The sequence below is a fragment of the Mycobacterium sp. M23085 genome (genome assembly GCF_045343915.1).
Taxonomy (GTDB): Bacteria; Actinomycetota; Actinomycetes; order Mycobacteriales; family Mycobacteriaceae; genus Mycobacterium.
Genome location: NZ_CP174280.1, coordinates 72,733 through 91,404, shown reverse-complemented (window position 1 = coordinate 91,404; position 18,672 = coordinate 72,733). Strand labels below are relative to the sequence as shown.

Sequence of the window (18,672 nt, the reverse complement as noted above, 5' to 3'; positions counted from 1 at the left end):
GAGCACACGATGAGCACTACCGAATCGCAGGCGGACTCGTCGTACCCGAGCTTGGAAGACCCGACCTCGGCATCGACGTGGCTAGCTCTGAGCGGATGCCCAATCACGGACGAAATCCTTCAATGGCCCCCAGATTTGTTCGCCCTCACCGACGTGATCCTGGACTACACACAGGCGTATCGCTTCGTGTTCTCCCCGCCCGGCGACATGACATGGCCGCCCGCCCGCTTGAGCAACTGGGGGCAGGCCGTCGAGGACGCCGGCCGGGGCTTGAGTAACTGGGTCGAGAATCATGACGGTGCACCGCCTGATCTCCTTGCCGAGCAGTGGAGCATCTTCCGCGAGCACAGTGAGATGCCGCTTGACCAGCTGGCCGAGGGCCGCAACTGGCAGGCCTGCGAAGCGCTGCTGACGCTTCATGCCATAGCCGACGAGGCTTGCGCGGGCTTGGGCATCCCCCTGGGTGTCTCCGACGCGAAGGGATGCGTCTATCGCGCCCGCGGCCGCGAACTGTTGGCAAGGACAGGCTCACTTGCTCGCATCCACTCGGGGCTGGTGCGCGTCCTACCGAAGGTCCGTACCTCGCCCAACGGGACGGCACTAGGTTCATTTTCCCGCTACACCTGCGTGCATCGCCCTGGGGCGAAGGTGCGGTGGTCAAAGATTCCCGCCCGCCACCGCGGCACCGATCCCCGAGCCGAATACGCCAACGTGCTGCTTCTGCCCTGGCCACTACGGGTGCGTGAGAGCGATTTTCGCCCGGTGGAAGGGTCGGTGCGCGGGCTTACCAACGAGCCCTTCGGCTACTTCGAGTTCGCACCGGCGGAAAAGCTCGACCTGGACCTCCTAGACCGCACCCTCCTCGCCGCCCGAGACGAAGCCGGCGGTGTCGATGTGGTGGTCTTCCCCGAGAGCGCCGTCGACGAAAGTGATCTTGATGATCTTGAGGCCGTGTTGGAATACCACGGTGTGACCATGCTCATGACTGGCGTACGCCAGCTAGCACCACCACCCGGCCGGCTGCCCGGCAATTGGATGCACATCGGTGTGAATCCGATACTTGAAAAGCGCGCCGTGGCAACCGGTTCCACCCGCCAGCGATGGTTTCACATACGCCAGAACAAACATCACCGATGGTCGCTCGACGAATCACAGATCTTCCAATACCACCTGGGAGGTGCCCTGCATCCCCACATTCTTTGGTGGGAAGCGATGGACGTCGCTCGTCGCACAGTGCAATTTGTCGAGCTCGGCGAAGAACTGACCCTTGTCTGCCTGGTCTGTGAGGACCTCGCCCAACACGACGATGTCGCCGACGTCGTTCGCTCGGTAGGTCCGAGCCTGATCTTCACGCCGCTGCTCGACGGACCGCAACTGACTTCACGCTGGGCCGCCAGGTATGCCAGCGTGCTGGCCGATGACCCTGGCTCGGCCGTCGCGACGCTCTCTGCCTACGGCATGGTGCAGCGATGCCGACCCCCCGGGCAACCTGCCTCGCCGGTCGTCGGCTTGTGGAAAGACCCCGTCCGGGGCATCCGAGAAGTTCCCCTGGAGCCAGGCGCCCACGGCATCTTGCTGACCATCTGCGGAGACCGCGCACTCCGCCGCACCGCCGACAGCCGCCTCCCCATCGATAACTCGATTCACTACTTCGACGTTGCCGTGCATCAAATCCGCGCCGCCACTGCGCCATCGGGATCACAACCACTGCCGACCGAGCCGCCACTCCCCCCGGCGCTGGAAGTCGAGGAGCTGACCATCTTGACCGGCTGGGCCCAGGCTGTCGCAGAGACACTCGAGCACGCACCCGAGCAAGTGGTCAAACTGGTCGCAGACGCACGTCCAGGCCGACGCTGGCGCGCAGCGCTCAAGATTGCCGAGCCATCGGCCCAACTCACCCAAGCGATTGAAATTGTCGACGAAATCGTGCGGGCGAGCACTTCGCCAAGCGGCTATCCCACACCCGACGCACTGATTGCCGCGGCGAGCGAAGACCGGCCGAGTGAAACACGGCTAGCCAAGCTGGTTCGCGCGGTACTGCGGTCAACGCTCGAACAGCATCGCACCCGACAAGCAACAAAAGCCGACCACTGATCATCGGCACCTTGTCGTATGGGCCGTGTTGACCGCAGACCTACTGCCTGATGGCCTGCCGACACCGGCGACCGTCGTCTTCGCCGACCGGCTGGAGGACAACTTTGCCGCGATGCAGCGTTCGCCAGCGACAACGGAATCGCCCTGCGGCCGCACGCCAAGCCCCACAAGTGCGTCGAGATCCCCCGCCGCCAACTCGCCCTGGGGGCCTGCGGTCTGTCAGTGGCGACCGTCGGCGAAGCAGAGGTTACTGGTGATCTAGTCGGTTCGCGCGCGGCTTGCGAGGCCCTAAACGGTCGAAACGGTCACCGCTCGATATCCATTTTGAAACGCACCCGTGTTTCGGCTGGCGCAGGTCTATCGGCAACTGCAGTCACCTCGTTAACATCGCGCGATGCACGATTTGTCTCCAACGGCAAGCGATGTGCGATTGCGCATGGTTTCCCGGCGCGATGCGCTGCGTTACGTCACTGCGCTGGCCGGTTTGGGTGCCGTATCGGTAGCCTGCGGCACGCATACGGCGGCCGCCGCTTCTCCTCCTCAACTGATTGACTTTGCCGCGCGCCAGATTCCGGCGCAGGAGATCCGAGCTGCCGGCTATAGCGGGGTAGTCAATTACGTCTCGCTGTCACGTCCTGGCTCGTCTTTTGGCGCCAAGCCGATCACTCGGTCCTACGCCGACTCATTGAAAGCCGCGGGCTTGGTGATCGTGAGTAACTACCAATATGGCAAGCCAGGTGGATCGGCACCGTCCGACTTCACGCGGGGCTACGCCGGCGGCATCGCGGACGCGCGCACCGCTTGGCAGCTGCACACCGCGGCGGGCGGCGGCGAGAATGCGCCGATCTTCTTCACGATCGACGAAGGCATCAACCGCGACACCTGGAATCGCGTCGCGCTGCAGTGGTTTCGGGGGATCAACTCGGTTCTCGGCGTTCAACGCACCGGAGTCTACGGGGGCATCGATGTGTGCCAGTGGGCCGTGAGCGATGGGGTTATCGGGTCTTCGAGCACAGCTGGCCGCCGGTGGGCCTGGCAAACTCGCGCGTGGTCCGGCAATCGGGTCCACCCCGCGGCTGTTCTCTACCAGCGCGTTGTGAGCACCGCGTCCAATCCCGGCCCACGGGTCGGCGGACTCGAAGTCGACGTCAACGATGTCCTAGCGCCCGATTGCGGCCAGTGGAACCTCCATCGGTCGAGTTATCCGAATGGCGATGTGCGATAGGTCCGATCTCTCCATGAAATCCCATCGAGTCTGGCACGGCGCAATATGCAGGAAGTGGATCTGCCTCGATGAGGCAATTATTCTTCTCTCCCCCAATACTATTCGATGGCTCGTAGGCCCGTGATCCTTCAAGCTGTTGATTCATCTGGTGAATCACACGCGGCGATAACGCCTGGCGCCTGATATCTGTTCGGCGTATCACAGCTCCAATCCCGCTCGAGGACAGGTGCTTGCCCGCGCTCAGGTGTGCCCGTTACCCCTCGCCCCGGCGGCTGAGCGTGATGCCGCGCGCCGTTCCACCAACTGGATTCGAATTAGAGACGACGAGTACGGGAGGAACACAGCTTGATTCATCAGATGAACCGCAGCCGCACCCGGCTAACGCATTATCAAGAACGCCGCGGCGAGGCCAATCACCGTTACGAGGGCCACCAAAATCACCGCGATCACCCCGCGCACGATCTCTTCTTCCGTGAGTCGCCAGTGCGGGCTCGATTCGGCGAGAACGGTGTCCCCTCCACGGGCACCTGCGTTCATTTTTGCGATCGCCAAAAGGAGATCGTCATGCCTGTCGGCGGCGTCTTTGTCGACTGCGTTGTGCGCGGCAATTAAGGTGGTCATATCAGCCCCAAGCTCGTGGACGGCGATAGGCGTAACTGGAAGGTCAGAAACTTAGGCCTTCTGACATGTCCGAAGATACGAGTGCGAGATCACGATTGCGGCAACGATGCTTAACGGTCATGGCACACAACCGTGCTCCCGCAACGTGCGGCGCCCTGTGTGAGCCGCCGTCGTTGTGTGGGCCTGGGCGTCTTCAACGGGACCTTCGCCGCAGGCAAGCTGCCGACGGCGACCAGAACCGATCAATATTGAACTCGGAAGCCGCCAACGAGCCGGATCGTGTTCGCGTCAGGGTCGGTGATCGTTGACAACCGCACCCCCTTAGTTGCCTCGACAATTTCGCCCGTTGACCAAAGTCGAGCCAGCACGTTGCTTGTCAACGAAGACCTGTACCCATCCACCCGGAACTACCTGCCACTCAACGAGATTCGGCATGGGATTGTTATCGGCCGCGCGCCCAAATAGCGATTCGTACCAGCGTCGACTCCTTTCTAAGTCGGTCACAGGAACAACGGTCAAGACATGCTCGATCGACATGGAACACAAACTCCTTGGATTAGGTCTCCAAGGAAAGACCTGTCAGTCGGTCCAAACTCATCGGGACGGGGTCGCCGGCGCAACAGGAACTGAATCGTCTCCATTCTTTCCACTGAGACGATGCCAGGCGGGCTTGAGTAAACATCAGGTTTCAAATTCCGAACTTTGGATAGACCTCATTCCAGTTGCCGCTCTCGGAAAGCGGCATATCACGGAGGGAGCCTGAGGTGGCGTTCTCACACATTGCATCGAAAACAACGGCAGCAACAGCTGCATTCGCGGCGGTCGGATTTCTCACCGCGGCACCGGCAATGGCCGACCCACAAGTACTGCAGTTCGGCCAGATGGCAGAGATTTCCAGTAATGGCGGCACCATCGACTACACCGTGAGCGACCTGCAGCCCAGCGGCCACAACGACGGCGTGTGGTACTCCGACGTCACGGCCAAAGGGGTAAGCGGTAACGCAACTCCAAACATTGCCGATTTCAACGCTCGGGCCGCCAACAGCTCCACGTACGCGGTGATGAAGGGTAATCAGACAGACGGCCTTCCCGAGGGGCCACTCCCCCTAGGCAGCCCTGTTACGGGGCGCATTTACTTCGACGTTCGCAACGGCACGAACCCCGACAGTGTCGTCTACCGTGACGCCGGAGGCACGGACAAGGTCGTCTGGAAAGGCTAAGCACTTCGCCTTCCGCCGTTTCGTCGAGAACTCGCTCTGAGGGCCACTTTCGACGCCCATGCACCGCATGGCTACAGCCCGGATGGTACGACCTTGCCGTTGACCGTCACCTCGACCTGGCCGGTCCCCGAGTTGTACGCGATTGTGCCGTGCTCGAAGTTCTGCACTTGCAGATCGGCGACGGAGTTCGCGTCGCTGACGGGAAAGCCCAACGGACCTGCCGAACCGTTGGTGCCGGTGACCGCAGGCGCGCCATCCGGGTCGCGTGGGATATTCCAGGCGTCCCGAATCTTGCCCAGGGTGATATATGCGGGCGTGCCGGCCTGGTCGCTCCTGGCGGTAATCACGCCGCCCTGGAACTGCTGGAATACCAGGCCGCTCTCCCGTGTGCCCGCGTTGCGGTCGCCCGTCAGCGGCTTGCCGAGAGCCTGCTTCTGGGCGTCGGTTGCCGACGTGTACTTGGCAGCGATCGGGCCGGTCAGAGTCACTTCGATGTCGCCGTCCCCGATGAGCTTCACCTCGGCGGGCTGCGCTGGAGCGTTGGACGTAGCGGTGGCGCTCACCCCGTTCTGAGGCGGTGCCGACGCATCGACGTTCCTGCCGTTGCTACAGCTCGCAGTCATCAGCGCGACGGCGGCCAGGCCGACGACTGCCGCGTGGCGGGGTGCGATCGTTTTCATGGGCTTCCTCCGGAGTGGCAAGGCGGTCGCGGTCGTCGTAGCTCCGAACGAACTTACGCCGCGGTCATTGACGGCGCAGAAGCGATGCGAGGCGACGGGTTCACGCGACGAGCAGTCCTATACCCAGCGAAGTGAGTCCCGCCGCGAGGGTCAAACCGCCGGCATAGACGAGTGCGATGAATGCATTGGGAGTGTTACGCCCAGCGCCCATCGACGAGAAAAAGAAGCCGGCAGGCATCATCAGCGCCGCGGCCGGCGCCCCGATTCGTGCGAGCCACCCCCATAGACCGGTCAAGTGCACGCTGTCGGCGTAGAGCAATCCGGTCAACGACACAATGAGAAGTACGCCTGCATGGGCGTGGCCCGCACGCGCGAATGCCAGCTGAAAAGGTGTCGCCGGGGCGGTTCCCCGCACCAGTTGCACCAGGTAGACCCCACCGGTTTCTACGGTGACGAGAGACAGCAGCAGGATCCCGGCCAGAGTTCGAGTTGTCTCGGACACTTGATGCCCCCTTGATTGGTGACCAGAACTCTCCAATTTATTGGATAGCATCGGTACCTGATATGTCAAGATGGAGTATGCGATTGGCCGAATTGTCCTCACGCAGCGCAGTCTCCGTGTCGACCATCAAGTACTACCTGCGTCTGGGGCTGCTGCATCCTGGCGAGTATCAGAGCAGCACTTGGTCGGAATACAACGATTCCCACCTACGCCGCCTGGCGCTGATTCGCGCGTTGATCGAGGTGGCAGGACTCCCCCTGGTGGCGGTGCGCCGAGTGCTCGCGGTGGTCAAAGACGAGTCCGTGCCATTACATCGGGCGCTCGGGACCGCGCAGTGGCTGCTATCCCCCGCCATCGCCGAGGCGCCGACCGCCGAGTCGGCCGCACGAGTCGAAGCGCTGCTCACCCGCCACGACTGGAAGCTGGCGCCTGACAGCCCACACCGCCGGGTGCTGGCCGATGCACTCGACCGACTTGACCGCCTGGCGTTTTCGGCTTCCGATGCCCTGCTGGACCAGTACGCCGAGACACTGTCGACCCTCGCCGCCAGCGAGGTCGAATCGATTGCCGCCGAAGCAGACCGCGCGACCGCAATCGAACATCTAGTAATCGGAACTTTGCTCTACGAGCCGCTATTGACCGTGATGCGCCGAATGGCACACGAGTCCGAGTCGACCCACCGATCCAAACCCTCTTGAACTTCGACGATGATCCGGGGCGCCCCGACGATGAGCTACTTGCGCTGTTCGATGAAACGGGAGACCAGTCCGAAGAATTGGCCTTCGAGTTCGTGCTCGACGAAGTGACCGCAGGCCGGTATCACCAGCTCGGCGTCGGTAATACCGTTCGCGATCTCCCGGGAGAGCGGCAACGGTGTGCAGAAGTCGTCTGCACCGCAGATCACCAGCGTCGGCTGCGCGATGCGCCCGAGCGAGTCGAGCGTGTCGTGTGCCGCGATCATGTCGATCCGCCGCAGAGAGATGTCAATGTCCCCCGGTTGCATGGGCACCGCTGCGGCCCGCTCGATCCACGCCGACACCTTTTCCGGGTTGTGGCGGAAAAACGCTGGGGAAAACAAGAACACCGAATAGGCCGAAAGAAGCGACTCCCGGTCCCACTCGGCAGCCATTCTGCGTCGCGCCGCGAACTCGCGCCGCAGGTAGGCATCAAAGCGGGCGAAGGAGGCCACGAGCGTCAGGGTGGCGACCGTGTGGGGGTGGTTCAGCGCCATGTACTGCGCGATCGCTCCTCCGGTGGAGGCTCCGACGACGTGTGCCGCACCTACGCCGAGGTGGTCGACGAGGCCGGCCATGTCGGCGGCGAGTTATTCGGTCGAGTGGCCCACGTCGGTGCGGCTGGTCCGTCCGGTTCCGCGCTGATCGGGCACGATGACGTAATACCGGGAGGCGAATCGGCTGATCTGGTTACCCCAGCTGGCGCCGACGCCGGCCAGCCCGGACAACAGCAGCAGAGGCCGATTGCCCGAATCCCCGTGGGTCTCGTAGTACAGCGAAATCCCTTGCGTCTCAAGAAGGGCCATTAGAAAACCGCGTCGGCTAGGCGGTCGATTTGGTCGATCTGGGCGACGCAGGGGTGGAACACGAGTGCGTCGAAGCCCAGGTCGCGGTAGGTGCGCACGGTCTGCGCCGCCTCGTCGGCCGAGGTGAGCATGTCGGCGACGTTGAGGGCGGCGTAGTCAGGCTTGAAGCCGTAGTAGCTGCGCAGGTGGGCGCGGCCGGCCGCGACGGTGTCGGTATCACCGAAGGCGAAATTGACGCTGGCGTGAAGCCGCGGGTGCCCCGAGCGGCCCGCCTCCGCCCACGCCACGCGCACCTGGTCGGCGAGCACGGATTGGTTGGCGTAATCGCGCAACGCTCCGGCGGTCCAGCCGTCACCGATCGTCGCCGCGCGGCGGATGGTCGCATCCGCGCGTCCGCCGAACAGGATCGGAATCTCCACCGGCGCAGGGCTCAGCGACTTGTCGCCCGTGACGGTTCTGGCGTCACACGTGTCACGCAATACGGCCACGGCCTCGTCGAGCATGTGCCCGCGCCGCCGATAGTCCACGCCGACAGCGCTGTAGTCATCGGGTCGGCTACCGATGCCCAGGCCGAGGGTGAGCCGCTCACCGGATGCATCGGCGAGGGTGGTGATCTGCTTGGCCAGCAGCGCGGCGGGATACAGCGGGGCCAGCAGCACATTGGTAATCAGGCCGATCTCGGTCGTCGCGCCCGCGGCCACCGACAGCGCGACGACGGAGTCAAGGCTTGGATAGACCATCCGGTCTATCGCGGCCAGTGCGGCGAAGCCGCGCCGCTCGGCTCGGCGCGCCCACTCCACGGTCAACGGCCCCGGGGTGTGCGCGATATGGCTGGGCAGTCCGATTCCTATGTCCATGGTGATTGCTCCTCACGGGTTGATTGAATGAAAGATGTCGTCGTAGTGGCCGTCGAGGGTGGCGAATCGCACTCGTTTGGCGGCCTCGACCACGATCTCGTCGGCGTAGGGTTGGCTGTACAGCAGCGAAACCGTCTCGGCGACAAAGGCATTCAGCGACATCACGTCGGGACCGCGGTCCGGGTCGGTCAGCATGTCGGTGTCGACCCGCGGCGGGACGATCTCGATCACCTGGACCGGCGTGTGGCGCAGCTGGTGACGCAGCGACTGGGTGTAGGCGTGCAAGGCCGCTTTGGTTGCCGAGTAGGTCGGCGTAATCGCCTTAGGCACAAAGGCTAAAGCGGAGGTGACGTTGGCGATGGCGGCGTGCGGTTGTCCGATCAGGCTGGGTAACAGTGCCCCGGTGAGCCACATCGGTCCCAACAGGTTGACTGCCACGGTGGTGTTGGCGACCTCGGCGAGGGCAGCATCGCCGCTCAACAGGTCCTCAACGTGCATAACGCCCGCATTGTTGATTAGGACGTTCAGACCGGGGTGGCTGCCAGTCAACTCGGCGGCCAACCAGCTGATGCTGTCCGGATTCGACAGGTCCAGCTCGCGGCATTCAATGCCCGGATTGGCATCGGCGACGGCCTGCAGCATCTCACGACGGCGCCCGGCGATGACGACCCGGTTGCCCGCTCGATGCAGGGCCTCGGCCAGTCCGCGGCCGATGCCGCTGCCGCCACCGGTGACCACGATGGTGTTGCCCGTCAGCTTCACGGAGTCCAGGCTGGCAGCGACAGTGCCGAAATCGCGACCATTGCGGTGACATTGGCCAGAAGTCCTCATCGTGGGCCGCACAGGCAGATACTTTTCCTTATGATCGACGAGTTAGACGCCCAGATTCTGCATGCCCTGCAGCTGGCTCCTCGCGTGTCGTTTCGCCGGATCGCGGCCGTGGTAGAGGCCACCGAGCAAACGGTCGCCCGGCGCTACCATCGGTTGCGGCGCGACGGCGTGGTGCGAGTTGTCGGGTTGGAGAACCGCTGGGTCGAGGGCGACGCAAGCTGGGTGTGCCGCATGCGTGCCGCGCCAGACCGCATATCGCAGCTGGCAGACGCGCTGGTGCGCCGCCCAGACGTGTCCCATGCCAATGTGCTGGCGGGGTGGACCGATCTGGTCTGCGTCATCCGCGCACCGCTGGGTGATACTCGCGAGGATCTCCTGCTGCAGCTATTACCGCGAACAACTTCGGTCACCGACATCACCATTGATCTGCTGCTGCAGTCGTTCGGGCAGCCGGCAAGCGCGCCGTGGACCGGATATGGCCGCAGGCTGTCCGACCGGCAAGCTGCAGAGATCTTGGCCGAGCGGACCAGCCCTGCCTCCTGCACTCCACAGGTCTTGCCCACCGCAGCGGACCGCCCCATCCTCGAGGCCCTCGCCGAAGACGGCCGCACGCCGCAGTCGAAACTTGCCGCACGCACGGGCTGGTCGGTGGCGCGAGTGGGTCGGCGGATCGCGGCACTGGAAGGCTGCGGCGCCCTGGTCTACGACGTCGACGTGTTGCCCGAACGGCTCGGCCATCGACTCAGCGCCATGCTGTGGCTCACGGTAGCGCCCCGCGACATACAACGCGTCGGCGAGCGCATCGCCGCGCACGACCACATCGCCTTCGCGGGTGCCGTCAGCGGGACTAAAAATCTGATAGCGGTAGCCATCTGCCGAGACGCCGACGATCTCTATCGGTACCTCACCGAGCAGCTCGGCCAGATCGGGGAGATCCTCGGCTACGAGGTCAACATCCGCACCCAGCGCCTCAAGCAACATGGATCGCTTGTGGCCCACGGAAGGCTGATCAACCCCCGACGTCCGACCCGCACTGTGCGCTGAACCGGCCTCCTCGGTGTCGTGCCGACGATGTTGATGCAGCTGATAACCTCAGTATACGAGGATGGCCATCGGATGAAACGAGAGTACATTGGTTCCCGACGGTGTACCTGGCGAAGTGCGGGGTGGTGCAGACAGCGGCTCTGATCTGGCGACCAAGATCAACCAGCTGTTTGAGGTCATGCGGAAGGCCGGTGCGCCTGCGTTATCGAACGCCGCCGCTGCGGCAGCTATCACCAGCAAAACTGGCGTATCAATCAGTGCGGCCTACCTCTGGCAGCTCAGAAATGGCGTGAAGACCAACCCGACGGTGCAACATCTGCGTGCCATCGCGGATTTCTTCAATGTGCCCCCCTCCTACCTGATTGACCGCGATACTGATCAGCAAATCGAGGCACAGCTGACTTTGATGCAAGCACTGCGTGACAGCGGCGTACGTGATCTGGCGATGCGCACGTCGGGGCTGACCCCGCAAACTATAAGGAGTTTGGCGGCCATGGTCGACGAGGTTCGTAAACTCCAAGACCTGCCGCCCATGGCCCCGGGAGGAGGGGCAGATCCAGATGACGTCCAAGGGTGACAACATGCTTGCACTGGTGCGTACCTTGCCCGTGCCGGTGCCCTGGGATCGCGCCGAGTTCATCGATGGCGTTGCGCGGTTGCGTGGTCGGCCGATTCAAGTGGTCCCTACGGTGGCCAGACTGACGATGAGTGCTTGCGGATTATGGATGAAGCGCGACCGCGACGACATCATCATCCACGAAGCAGGCACCTCCGAGTACCACATCGACCAGATCGTCTGCCACGAAATCGGACACATGGTGCTGGAACATGACCGCGACCCCCGCGAGGCCGCGAGCGGAGCCGATGGCTACTTCCCGAAGATGATCTTCGCGACGGCTCTGGCAGGGTTGAACCCTCGCATGGGGGCGATCCTGGGCCGCACCGCCTTCGACGACGACCGAGAACGTGATGCAGAGATGTTCGCGTCGATAGTGATGCTCGCGGCCGCCGAACGCGGAGCGCAAAAGTCGATGATGAGCAGCGTGTTCTTCCGCCCGTGAGCCCATCGATCGTGCCGGGCATCATCGCCTGGCCATTGATCGCGTTTATGACGCTCGTGCTGGTCGGCCGCTACCGATGGTGCAACACCAACCTCTATGAGCGGTACTTCAACAGCACACTGGCGTTTCAGGTGCTGGCCCAGTTGTTGCGCGAGCATCTCGTGCAAAACATGCTCGTTCGAACAGCCCTGATGACGATGCCCGGCACATGGCAACTGGGTACCGCCGTGTTGAGCTACAGCTATAGCGAATTCGTCGGGTTCACGTTGTTGTGGTCCGGCATGTCAGAAGCCGAAACCCGGCGTAAGCAAAGGTATTACCGCCTGGCGGGCTTACTCTGTGTCGCCGGACTGCTCATTTTCGGTACTCGTGCTCGAATCGCCGCCGAACCCCTCGAGTTCACGACAGGCTGGAACTCCGTGACGACCTTTAGTTGCTTTGCGGCCATGCCGATGATCGTAGTGGCGCGCATGATATGGAATTCCTTGCGCGAGTTTGGTATTGCCGGCAGGCGGCAAGAACGCTTGATCGCGTTCAGCACTCTGTCGATGGGTCTGACGGCCGTTGCTACCGGACTACTAGAAGTCGGCCTGCAGATTTCCGACCGGCTTGGCTGGACTCACTCTGCCCACTTCAGGCAGCAGTTTCACGCGTCCTGCCTTTTCTTCATGATATTTAGCCTATTCGTGATCGCCGCGGTCCCTCTTGCGATCAAACTGCTCCGCTTGCTGGGGCTGGATCCCGTCAGCCGTAGCTGGCGCACACTGCAGCCACTGCGGCAGGCCCTGAGAACCGTTGTGCCAGAATGCGCTTTCAATCTTGACGACGATGAGCCGGGGCGGCGAAAGTCACCGCTACAGCTACACCACACCGTCGTCGAGATCCGGGACGCCATCTTGGGACTCCGCCCATATTTCCGTGAAGTACCCGACAATGTTCGGACGCGCTTTCTCGCCAAGCCCCACACGGTGAGAGCGCGCGACCACGATACGGCTGTCGCGACCCTGCGCCTGGCATACGCCGTCAGGGCTAAAGCGGCCGGCGTCACGCCGCAACCCCTCGACGTCAATTCAACGCTGTTCGGCGCTTCCCGGGCGGCAACCCTTCACCAGGAAGCGGCCGAATTGGTGACGCTGGCGAAATGGTGGCCTACAGCTTATGCCGCCACGGAGGGCGGCATCGAATCCGCGACCAACGCGAAGGCGAGCCAGACACCATGACCCCGCATGCCGCGAACCCACTCGGCTTGCCCGCGGCCCGTTCGTCAACAGCTTCCACAGCCACCATTGAGGCATGAGAGATGCCTGAGACCACTGTGACACGCTGAACCAACTCATCCCCCGACACCCCAGCAGCCGGACGCCGATTGTCGGCTCCGTGCCCTATCTTGGATCGTCCGAGACATGATCGATCGAGACGGAGGGCATGTGCTGGACGACGACACCACGCTGTCGCCTGCCGACCTGCTCGAACTCAATCGCGGCCTTCAGGGCTCTCCGACGGTCAGACTGCTGTCCACGCTGAACCTCAACCTCTACGCGACTCTGATGGAGCGTCAGCTCAGCGGTGGTGTGGTCCCCGAGACCGACCTCGTCATCCGCCTCGAACGCGATCTTGCCGAACTCGATCAGGTCGGCGAGCAGTCCGGCCTGGCCTTGATCAAGTCCTGGGCCAGCCAGGGCTGGCTGCACCGGGTCGCCGACACCCGCTCCGGCATCGAACGCAACCTGTGTTACCTGACCCAGGAGGCCCGCCGCGCGCTCGACTTCCTGCGGGGCATGCGCCGGCAGGACACGATCGCCACCGGCGGCTCGATCAACGGCATCGCGTCCCGGCTCAAGCAGGTCGCGTTGCGGGTGGGCAATGACCCCGACCGCATCCGCGCCGGTATTGAAGCCGAAATCGCCGCCCTACAAGCCGAACTCGGCGCACTAGATCAGGACGTCGCCTCGGGTGCGAGCAGCCAAGATGTCGACCTGACCGACGCCTATGACGAAGCCCATGCCATCGCGTTGCAGATGGAGCGCCTGATCACCGACATCGGCCAGTACGGGACCATGATCGAACGGGCCACCGCGGCACTCGACGAGCCGATCGACAGCAATGTCGAATACCGCGACCGCCAGCGCCGCATGTACGCCGACTACGAGGCCGCCTGGGATTCGCAGGGCCGCGACTCGCACCGCGCGTTCCTGCGCATGATCAACGACCCCGACCAGCGCGCAGAATTCGAAGCCGACGTCGCCGCGGTTGCCGAAGCCCTGCCGGCCCTCGATCCCGCCCTGCGCAAGGTGATGGCCGGCTTCTTCGAACTGGTCGGTCATCAGATCGATGAAGTCGAACGCATCCAGCAGCGCTGCGCGCAACGCGTCAAGCGATTCACCGCGTTCGGCACCCTCGAACAGCGCCGTGGTGTGGCCCGTCAGCTCAACGAGGCCATCGGCGCCGCACGCAACTTGCTCAAAGCTTCGCTGACCGACTCCCGGCTGGACATCGAACTCCCCCTGGCCCGACATGCGTTCAGTTCGGTCGGCGCGCTCAGCTTCCGGATCGGTGACTTGTCCAATCCAAAGCCTGCCCAGGTCGCCGAGGGTGAGGTCGACTTGACCAGCTTCGCCGCGCTGACTACCCAGGTAGACGCGCCCGCGATGTCCGAGATGATCAACAGCGCAATCAGTTCCGGGACCCAGCTGTCCCTGCCGGATGCGGTCGCGATGCTCGACTCGGCCTATCTCGGTCACGTCATCGTGCTGTGGTCCTGGGCGCTCAAACAACCGGAAACCTCGCAGGTTTCCGAGTCGGTCACCGTCCGCTTCCAGTCCCTGGACGGACGCGACCGCGAAATGGAGGTGCCGCGCTTGATGTTCACCGAACCGGTTTCCACCCTGCTGGGAGCTACCGCGTGACGGTCGAAGAGACCTTTGAGAAGACCGCGGACTACAGCGGGTTCTCCGCGCTCCCCCAGGTCGACCAGACCGCCCGCGCCCCGCATCAGCGCCGACCCCGGTTCGACGGCGACGTGTCCGAACTTCCCGACCGGGCCTGCTGGGCGCTGCAACAGTTGCTGACCCGCCGCTACATAAGCGCCGAAGCCGACCGTGACGTCTACACCTGGGTGCTGGAGTACCGAGCCCAGTTGTCGGTCAGGCTGTCAGAGCTGGATCTGTTACTGCGCATCGTCGAGGGCTCCTCCGACACTGACGGGGTCGCGTTCGTCGAACAAGCCCGCTACCAATCTGCCCGGGGCGTAAAGCTTTTGCGTCGTGAACCGCTGGGCACCTACGACTCGATCCTGGCGCTGCACCTCGCGCAGATAATGCGCGCCTCGGGCGATCAGGCCGTCGTGATCAGCCGCGACGAAATGCACGGGCTGTTCGCCGGCGTGCTCAACGATGTCGACCGCGATGCCGTCACGTTCACCGCGCGCATCGATGGTGCCATCGCACGGCTGGCATCGCTGGAGATATTGCGCAAAACCCGCGACGACGAGGACAGCTATACCGTCAGCCCGGTCATCAATGCCGTCATGACGGCCTCGGTGATCACCGAGTTGCAGCAGCAGTTCGAGGTCCTTTTGGGCGGTGGCATGCCCGCGGAGCAGGGCCCCGGCGACGAGGAGGAACCCGAGGATGACTGAACAGTTCCACCTGTCCCGTCTGCAGGTCATCAACTGGGGCGTCTTCGACGGCTATCACTCCATCGAATTTAGCGAAGGCGGCGCACTGATCGCCGGCGCCTCCGGCAGCGGCAAATCCTCACTGCTGGACGCTATTTCACTGGGCTTTCTGCCGTTCAACCGGCGCAACTTCAACGCCTCCGGTGACCACACCGCCGCCGGGTCCAGCGCCGGGCGGCGTACCGTCGACAAATACGTCCGCGGCGCCTGGGGTCAGCGCAGCGACGCCGGCACCAGCAAGGTGATGTACCTGCGGGGCGACGGCACCGCATGGTCGGCGATCGCCGTCACCTACACGAGCAACACCGGCCGCACCGTTACCGGCCTGGTACTCAAGTGGCTCACCGGCGAATCGCGATCGGACTCCTCCAGCCGGTTCGTGCTGGCCGACGGCGACCGCGATATCGAGAACGTCTGCAACCGCTGGGCCGCGGGCCGCTTCGATGCCGCGGTGTTCAAAGACGACTGGCGGTTCTCCACCAAAGTGGAGTCGCAGTATCTCGCCCAGCTGTACGCCACCATCGGCATCCGCGCCTCCGACGCCGCTCAGCAGCTGCTCGGCAAGGCAAAATCGCTGAAAAGCGTTGGTGGGCTTGAGCAGTTCGTCCGAGAATTCATGCTCGACGAGCCCACCAGCCTGACTCGGCTGCCCGAGGCGCTCAAGCAGATCGACCCGCTGGTCGACGCCCGCGAGCTGCTGGCCGTCGCACAACGCAAACGCAAGATCCTCGGCGACATCGAGAAGATTCAGCAGCGCTACGCCTCGGAGTCTTCCGACCTGGGCATCATCGATCTCGTCGACCAGCCGATGGTCCGGGCCTACACCGATCACGTCCGGCTCGCGCAATGCCCGGCGCAGATCGAATCGCTCGACGCCACCATCGACCAACTCGGCAATGAATACGAGGACGTCACCCGCCAGCTCAATCTCGCCAAGGCCGAAGGTGATTCGCTGAACGCACAGATCAGCGGATCCAGCACCAGCCTGGGGCCGCTGCAGTCGCAGGTGGCCGGCGCCGAAGCGCACGCCGAACAGGTATCGCGGCGGCGCACCGCCTACGAATCCATGCTCAACGCGCACGGTCTCGATGTCCCGGACACCGCCGAAGAGTTCTGGAATCTGCGCGAGGAACTCAGCACTCGGGCCACCGAGCTGTTGGCCAAACTGGATCGCGGACGGGAAGCCTCGACCGATGCGGAGTACGCCCAGAAGGTTGCCCGCATCGCCCGTGACGACGCCGCCAAGGAACTCAAGCGTGTCGAGCGCGTCGGTTCGGCGCTCCCGGAATTCGCGCTCACCGTGCGCGAACACATCTGCGCCGCCGTGGGTATCGACCCCGGTGAGCTGCCCTACATCGCCGAGCTGATGGATCTGCGACCCGAGCAGAGCCGGTGGCGCGTCGCCGTCGAAAAGGTGCTGCGCGGCGTGGGCCTGCGGCTGCTCGTCCCCGACAGTCATTACGCGGCAGTGTTGCGGTTCGTCAACGAAACCAACATGGGCGGCCGGCTTCAGCTGCATCACGTCCGCGCCAGGTTCATCGGCGCGGCGGTCACCGAAGCAGAGCCAAACACATTGGCTGGCAAGCTGTTCGTGGTCGACCCGGCCCATGGCTGCGCCGCCGAGGCCGCAGACGTCATCGCCGCCGCCGGTGACCACATCTGCGTCGATACCCCCGACGTGTTCCCCCGCTTCCGGCGCGCCGTCACCGACACCGGCCTGTACAAGGACTCCGAGCGCCTGGCCATCAAGGACGACCGCCGGCCGCTCAAGCAGGCCGACTATATCTACCAGGGCGATGTCGCCGCCAAGGTCGACGCACTGACCGTGGATCTCGCCAATGCCGAAGACGCGTTTCGCCGGGCCCGCAGTGTCGCCGACGAGATCGCCGCCGAGCGCCAGCAGTGGCGGGACCGGGCCGCGGCGTTCAAGGCGATCTGCGATCAGTTCGAGCAGTGGACCCACGTCGACACCGAGACCGCCGACGCGCACGCCGACCGGCTGCGAGAGCAGTTCGAGTTGCTGCTGGCCGACAACCCCGATATCGAGGCGCTCACCGCCCGCGCCGAGGAGTGCTGGGAACAGATCCAGGCGCTGATGACCCGACGCGGCGCCATCCAGACCCGCCGCGACGATCTCGACGGTCGCCGCACCCGGCTGCTCGAACTGCAGGAACGGCTCGCCCCGGCGTTCGTGTCCGAGCCGCTGACGGAGCTGCTGAATCGCTACGCCGCGGACGTGCCGGTTGCCCTGGACATGCTCAACCCCGAACCGCATCGTGACGCGGTCTTCACCGCGATCCGGCGCGAACGCGAGCAACTGCGCGAAAGCCGCAGGCGCTCATACGATGAGCTGGCGCGCATCCTCAATACCTTCGACACCGCGTTCCCCGATGCGATCCCCAACGACAGCGACGTGTTCGACGAACGCGTGCACGATTACGTCGCGTTGTGCCGCCATATCGACGAGCGGGAACTGCCCGAGGCCTACGAGCGGATGATGCGGCTGGTCACCGAGCAGGCGCCCGATGCCATCCTGACCTTGCACCGGGTGGCCGAGCAAGAAGCCCGACGAATCAGCGAGCAGATCGAACGGGTCAATACCGGCCTGGGGGCGGTGGAATTCAACCGCGGCACCCGGCTCACCCTGCGCGCCACCGCGCGCAGCCTGACCGCCGTCGCCGAACTCACCGAGATCGTCCGGGCCATCTCTCGGCGCATCGCCGAGGTCGGTCTCGGCGACAAGCAAGCGATCCTGGACCAGTACGCCGACATCTTGCGGCTGCGCAACCGATTGGCGTCGACCGCACCGGAAGACAAGGCCTGGACCCGCGACGCCCTCGATGTCCGCAACCGGTTCACCTTCGACTGCGCCGAATGGGACGTCAGCAGTGATGAGCTGATCCGCACCCACAGCAACGCCGGCGACAACTCCGGCGGCGAGCAGGAGAAGCTGATGGCTTTCTGCCTGGCCGGTGCGTTGAGCTTCAACCTCGCCAACCCCGAAAGCGCCGACAACAAACCCGTTTTCGCCCAATTGATGCTCGATGAGGCGTTCTCCAAATCCGACCCGCAGTTCGCCCAGCAGGCTTTGCAGGCGTTCCGCAAGTTCGGGTTCCAGCTCGTCATCGTGGCAACCGTGCAGAACGCGACGACCATCCAGCCTTACATCGATAGCGTGGTGATGGTGTCCAAGCGTGAAGCCACCGGTCGCAACGCCCGCCCGGTGGCGACCGTGACTACAAAGACGATCACGGACTTCACCGCGCTGCGCCACGAGATGCGGGCGTCGGCCGCCCTGGTCCCGGCCGGAGTGTGATGCCG

18 protein-coding genes and 1 pseudogene are annotated in these 18,672 nt (G+C 63.9%); 11 read left to right on the top strand and 8 right to left on the bottom strand.

Annotation, left to right across the window (positions count from 1 at the left end):
* The first annotated feature begins 9 nt into the window (after positions 1–9).
* Positions 10–2,094 (top strand): hypothetical protein, encoded by a 2,085-nt coding sequence (locus ACIUM1_RS00470; RefSeq protein ID WP_406815372.1) that lies wholly within the window; start codon positions 10–12, stop codon positions 2,092–2,094.
* A gap of 394 nt (positions 2,095–2,488) precedes the next feature.
* A complete protein-coding gene (locus ACIUM1_RS00465; RefSeq protein WP_406815371.1) occupies positions 2,489–3,319 on the top strand; it encodes a DUF1906 domain-containing protein in 831 nt (276 codons plus the stop codon).
* A gap of 378 nt (positions 3,320–3,697) precedes the next feature.
* On the opposite strand, the gene ACIUM1_RS00460 is transcribed toward ACIUM1_RS00465, so the two are convergent.
* Both ACIUM1_RS00460 and ACIUM1_RS00455 read right to left on the bottom strand, forming a co-directional pair.
* On the bottom strand, positions 3,698–3,940 hold the full coding sequence (locus tag ACIUM1_RS00460) for a hypothetical protein (RefSeq protein WP_406815370.1): 243 nt from the start codon (positions 3,938–3,940) through the stop codon (positions 3,698–3,700).
* 242 nt (positions 3,941–4,182) lie between these two features.
* A pseudogene (locus tag ACIUM1_RS00455) lies at positions 4,183–4,477 on the bottom strand (VOC family protein).
* 227 nt (positions 4,478–4,704) lie between these two features.
* On the opposite strand from ACIUM1_RS00455, the gene ACIUM1_RS00450 reads away from it, so the two are divergent.
* The gene (locus ACIUM1_RS00450) at positions 4,705–5,160 is read left to right on the top strand and encodes an MPT63 family protein (RefSeq protein ID WP_406815369.1); all 456 of its coding nucleotides are present in this window, start codon (positions 4,705–4,707) and stop codon (positions 5,158–5,160) included.
* 71 nt (positions 5,161–5,231) lie between these two features.
* Here ACIUM1_RS00450 and ACIUM1_RS00445 read toward each other — a convergent pair whose 3' ends face one another.
* Complete coding sequence (locus ACIUM1_RS00445) at positions 5,232–5,840, bottom strand: LGFP repeat-containing protein (protein ID WP_406815368.1); 609 nt, start codon at positions 5,838–5,840, stop codon at positions 5,232–5,234.
* Positions 5,841–5,940: 100 nt separating this feature from the next.
* A complete protein-coding gene (locus ACIUM1_RS00440; RefSeq protein ID WP_406815367.1) occupies positions 5,941–6,342 on the bottom strand; it encodes a hypothetical protein in 402 nt (133 codons plus the stop codon).
* 77 nt (positions 6,343–6,419) lie between these two features.
* Between ACIUM1_RS00440 and ACIUM1_RS00435 the strand changes: the two genes are divergently transcribed.
* Positions 6,420–7,040 carry a MerR family transcriptional regulator gene (locus ACIUM1_RS00435; RefSeq protein ID WP_406815366.1) on the top strand — a complete coding sequence of 207 codons (621 nt, stop codon included), beginning with the start codon at positions 6,420–6,422 and terminating at the stop codon, positions 7,038–7,040.
* A gap of 35 nt (positions 7,041–7,075) precedes the next feature.
* Here ACIUM1_RS00435 and ACIUM1_RS00430 read toward each other — a convergent pair whose 3' ends face one another.
* From ACIUM1_RS00430 to ACIUM1_RS00415, 4 genes are read right to left on the bottom strand one after another with little or no spacing between them, the layout of a single operon-like run.
* Positions 7,076–7,654, bottom strand: coding sequence for an alpha/beta fold hydrolase (locus ACIUM1_RS00430; protein ID WP_406815365.1), 579 nt, complete (start codon positions 7,652–7,654; stop codon positions 7,076–7,078).
* Between the two features lie 12 nt (positions 7,655–7,666).
* Positions 7,667–7,882, bottom strand: a complete 216-nt coding sequence (locus ACIUM1_RS00425) for an alpha/beta fold hydrolase (protein ID WP_406815364.1) — start codon at positions 7,880–7,882, stop codon at positions 7,667–7,669.
* On the bottom strand, positions 7,882–8,739 hold the full coding sequence (locus tag ACIUM1_RS00420) for an LLM class flavin-dependent oxidoreductase (protein ID WP_406815363.1): 858 nt from the start codon (positions 8,737–8,739) through the stop codon (positions 7,882–7,884). The genes ACIUM1_RS00425 and ACIUM1_RS00420 overlap by 1 nt, the downstream gene beginning before the upstream one ends.
* A 12-nt stretch (positions 8,740–8,751) precedes the next feature.
* Positions 8,752–9,501 (bottom strand): SDR family oxidoreductase, encoded by a 750-nt coding sequence (locus ACIUM1_RS00415; protein ID WP_406815362.1) that lies wholly within the window; start codon positions 9,499–9,501, stop codon positions 8,752–8,754.
* A 99-nt stretch (positions 9,502–9,600) separates the two neighbouring features.
* Here ACIUM1_RS00415 and ACIUM1_RS00410 point away from each other — a divergent pair, with 99 nt between their 5' ends.
* The 7 genes from ACIUM1_RS00410 (at position 9,601) to ACIUM1_RS00380 (ending at position 18,667) form a co-directional block, all read left to right on the top strand.
* Positions 9,601–10,614, top strand: a complete 1,014-nt coding sequence (locus tag ACIUM1_RS00410; protein WP_406815361.1) for an Lrp/AsnC family transcriptional regulator — start codon at positions 9,601–9,603, stop codon at positions 10,612–10,614.
* A gap of 88 nt (positions 10,615–10,702) precedes the next feature.
* Entirely contained in the window at positions 10,703–11,191 is a 489-nt protein-coding gene (locus ACIUM1_RS00405; RefSeq protein ID WP_406815360.1) for a helix-turn-helix domain-containing protein, read from the top strand.
* Positions 11,192–11,195: 4 nt separating this feature from the next.
* Entirely contained in the window at positions 11,196–11,675 is a 480-nt protein-coding gene (locus ACIUM1_RS00400) for a hypothetical protein (protein ID WP_406815359.1), read from the top strand.
* On the top strand, positions 11,672–12,895 hold the full coding sequence (locus ACIUM1_RS00395; RefSeq protein WP_406815358.1) for a DUF6545 domain-containing protein: 1,224 nt from the start codon (positions 11,672–11,674) through the stop codon (positions 12,893–12,895). Before ACIUM1_RS00400 ends, ACIUM1_RS00395 begins: the two co-directional genes overlap by 4 nt.
* Before the next feature lie 183 nt (positions 12,896–13,078).
* On the top strand, positions 13,079–14,581 hold the full coding sequence (locus tag ACIUM1_RS00390) for a DUF3375 domain-containing protein (protein ID WP_406815357.1): 1,503 nt from the start codon (positions 13,079–13,081) through the stop codon (positions 14,579–14,581).
* Positions 14,578–15,312 carry a DUF4194 domain-containing protein gene (locus ACIUM1_RS00385; RefSeq protein ID WP_406815356.1) on the top strand — a complete coding sequence of 245 codons (735 nt, stop codon included), beginning with the start codon at positions 14,578–14,580 and terminating at the stop codon, positions 15,310–15,312. The genes ACIUM1_RS00390 and ACIUM1_RS00385 overlap by 4 nt, the downstream gene beginning before the upstream one ends.
* Complete coding sequence (locus ACIUM1_RS00380) at positions 15,305–18,667, top strand: ATP-binding protein (RefSeq protein WP_406815355.1); 3,363 nt, start codon at positions 15,305–15,307, stop codon at positions 18,665–18,667. The genes ACIUM1_RS00385 and ACIUM1_RS00380 overlap by 8 nt, the downstream gene beginning before the upstream one ends.
* The last annotated feature ends 5 nt before the right edge of the window (positions 18,668–18,672 follow it).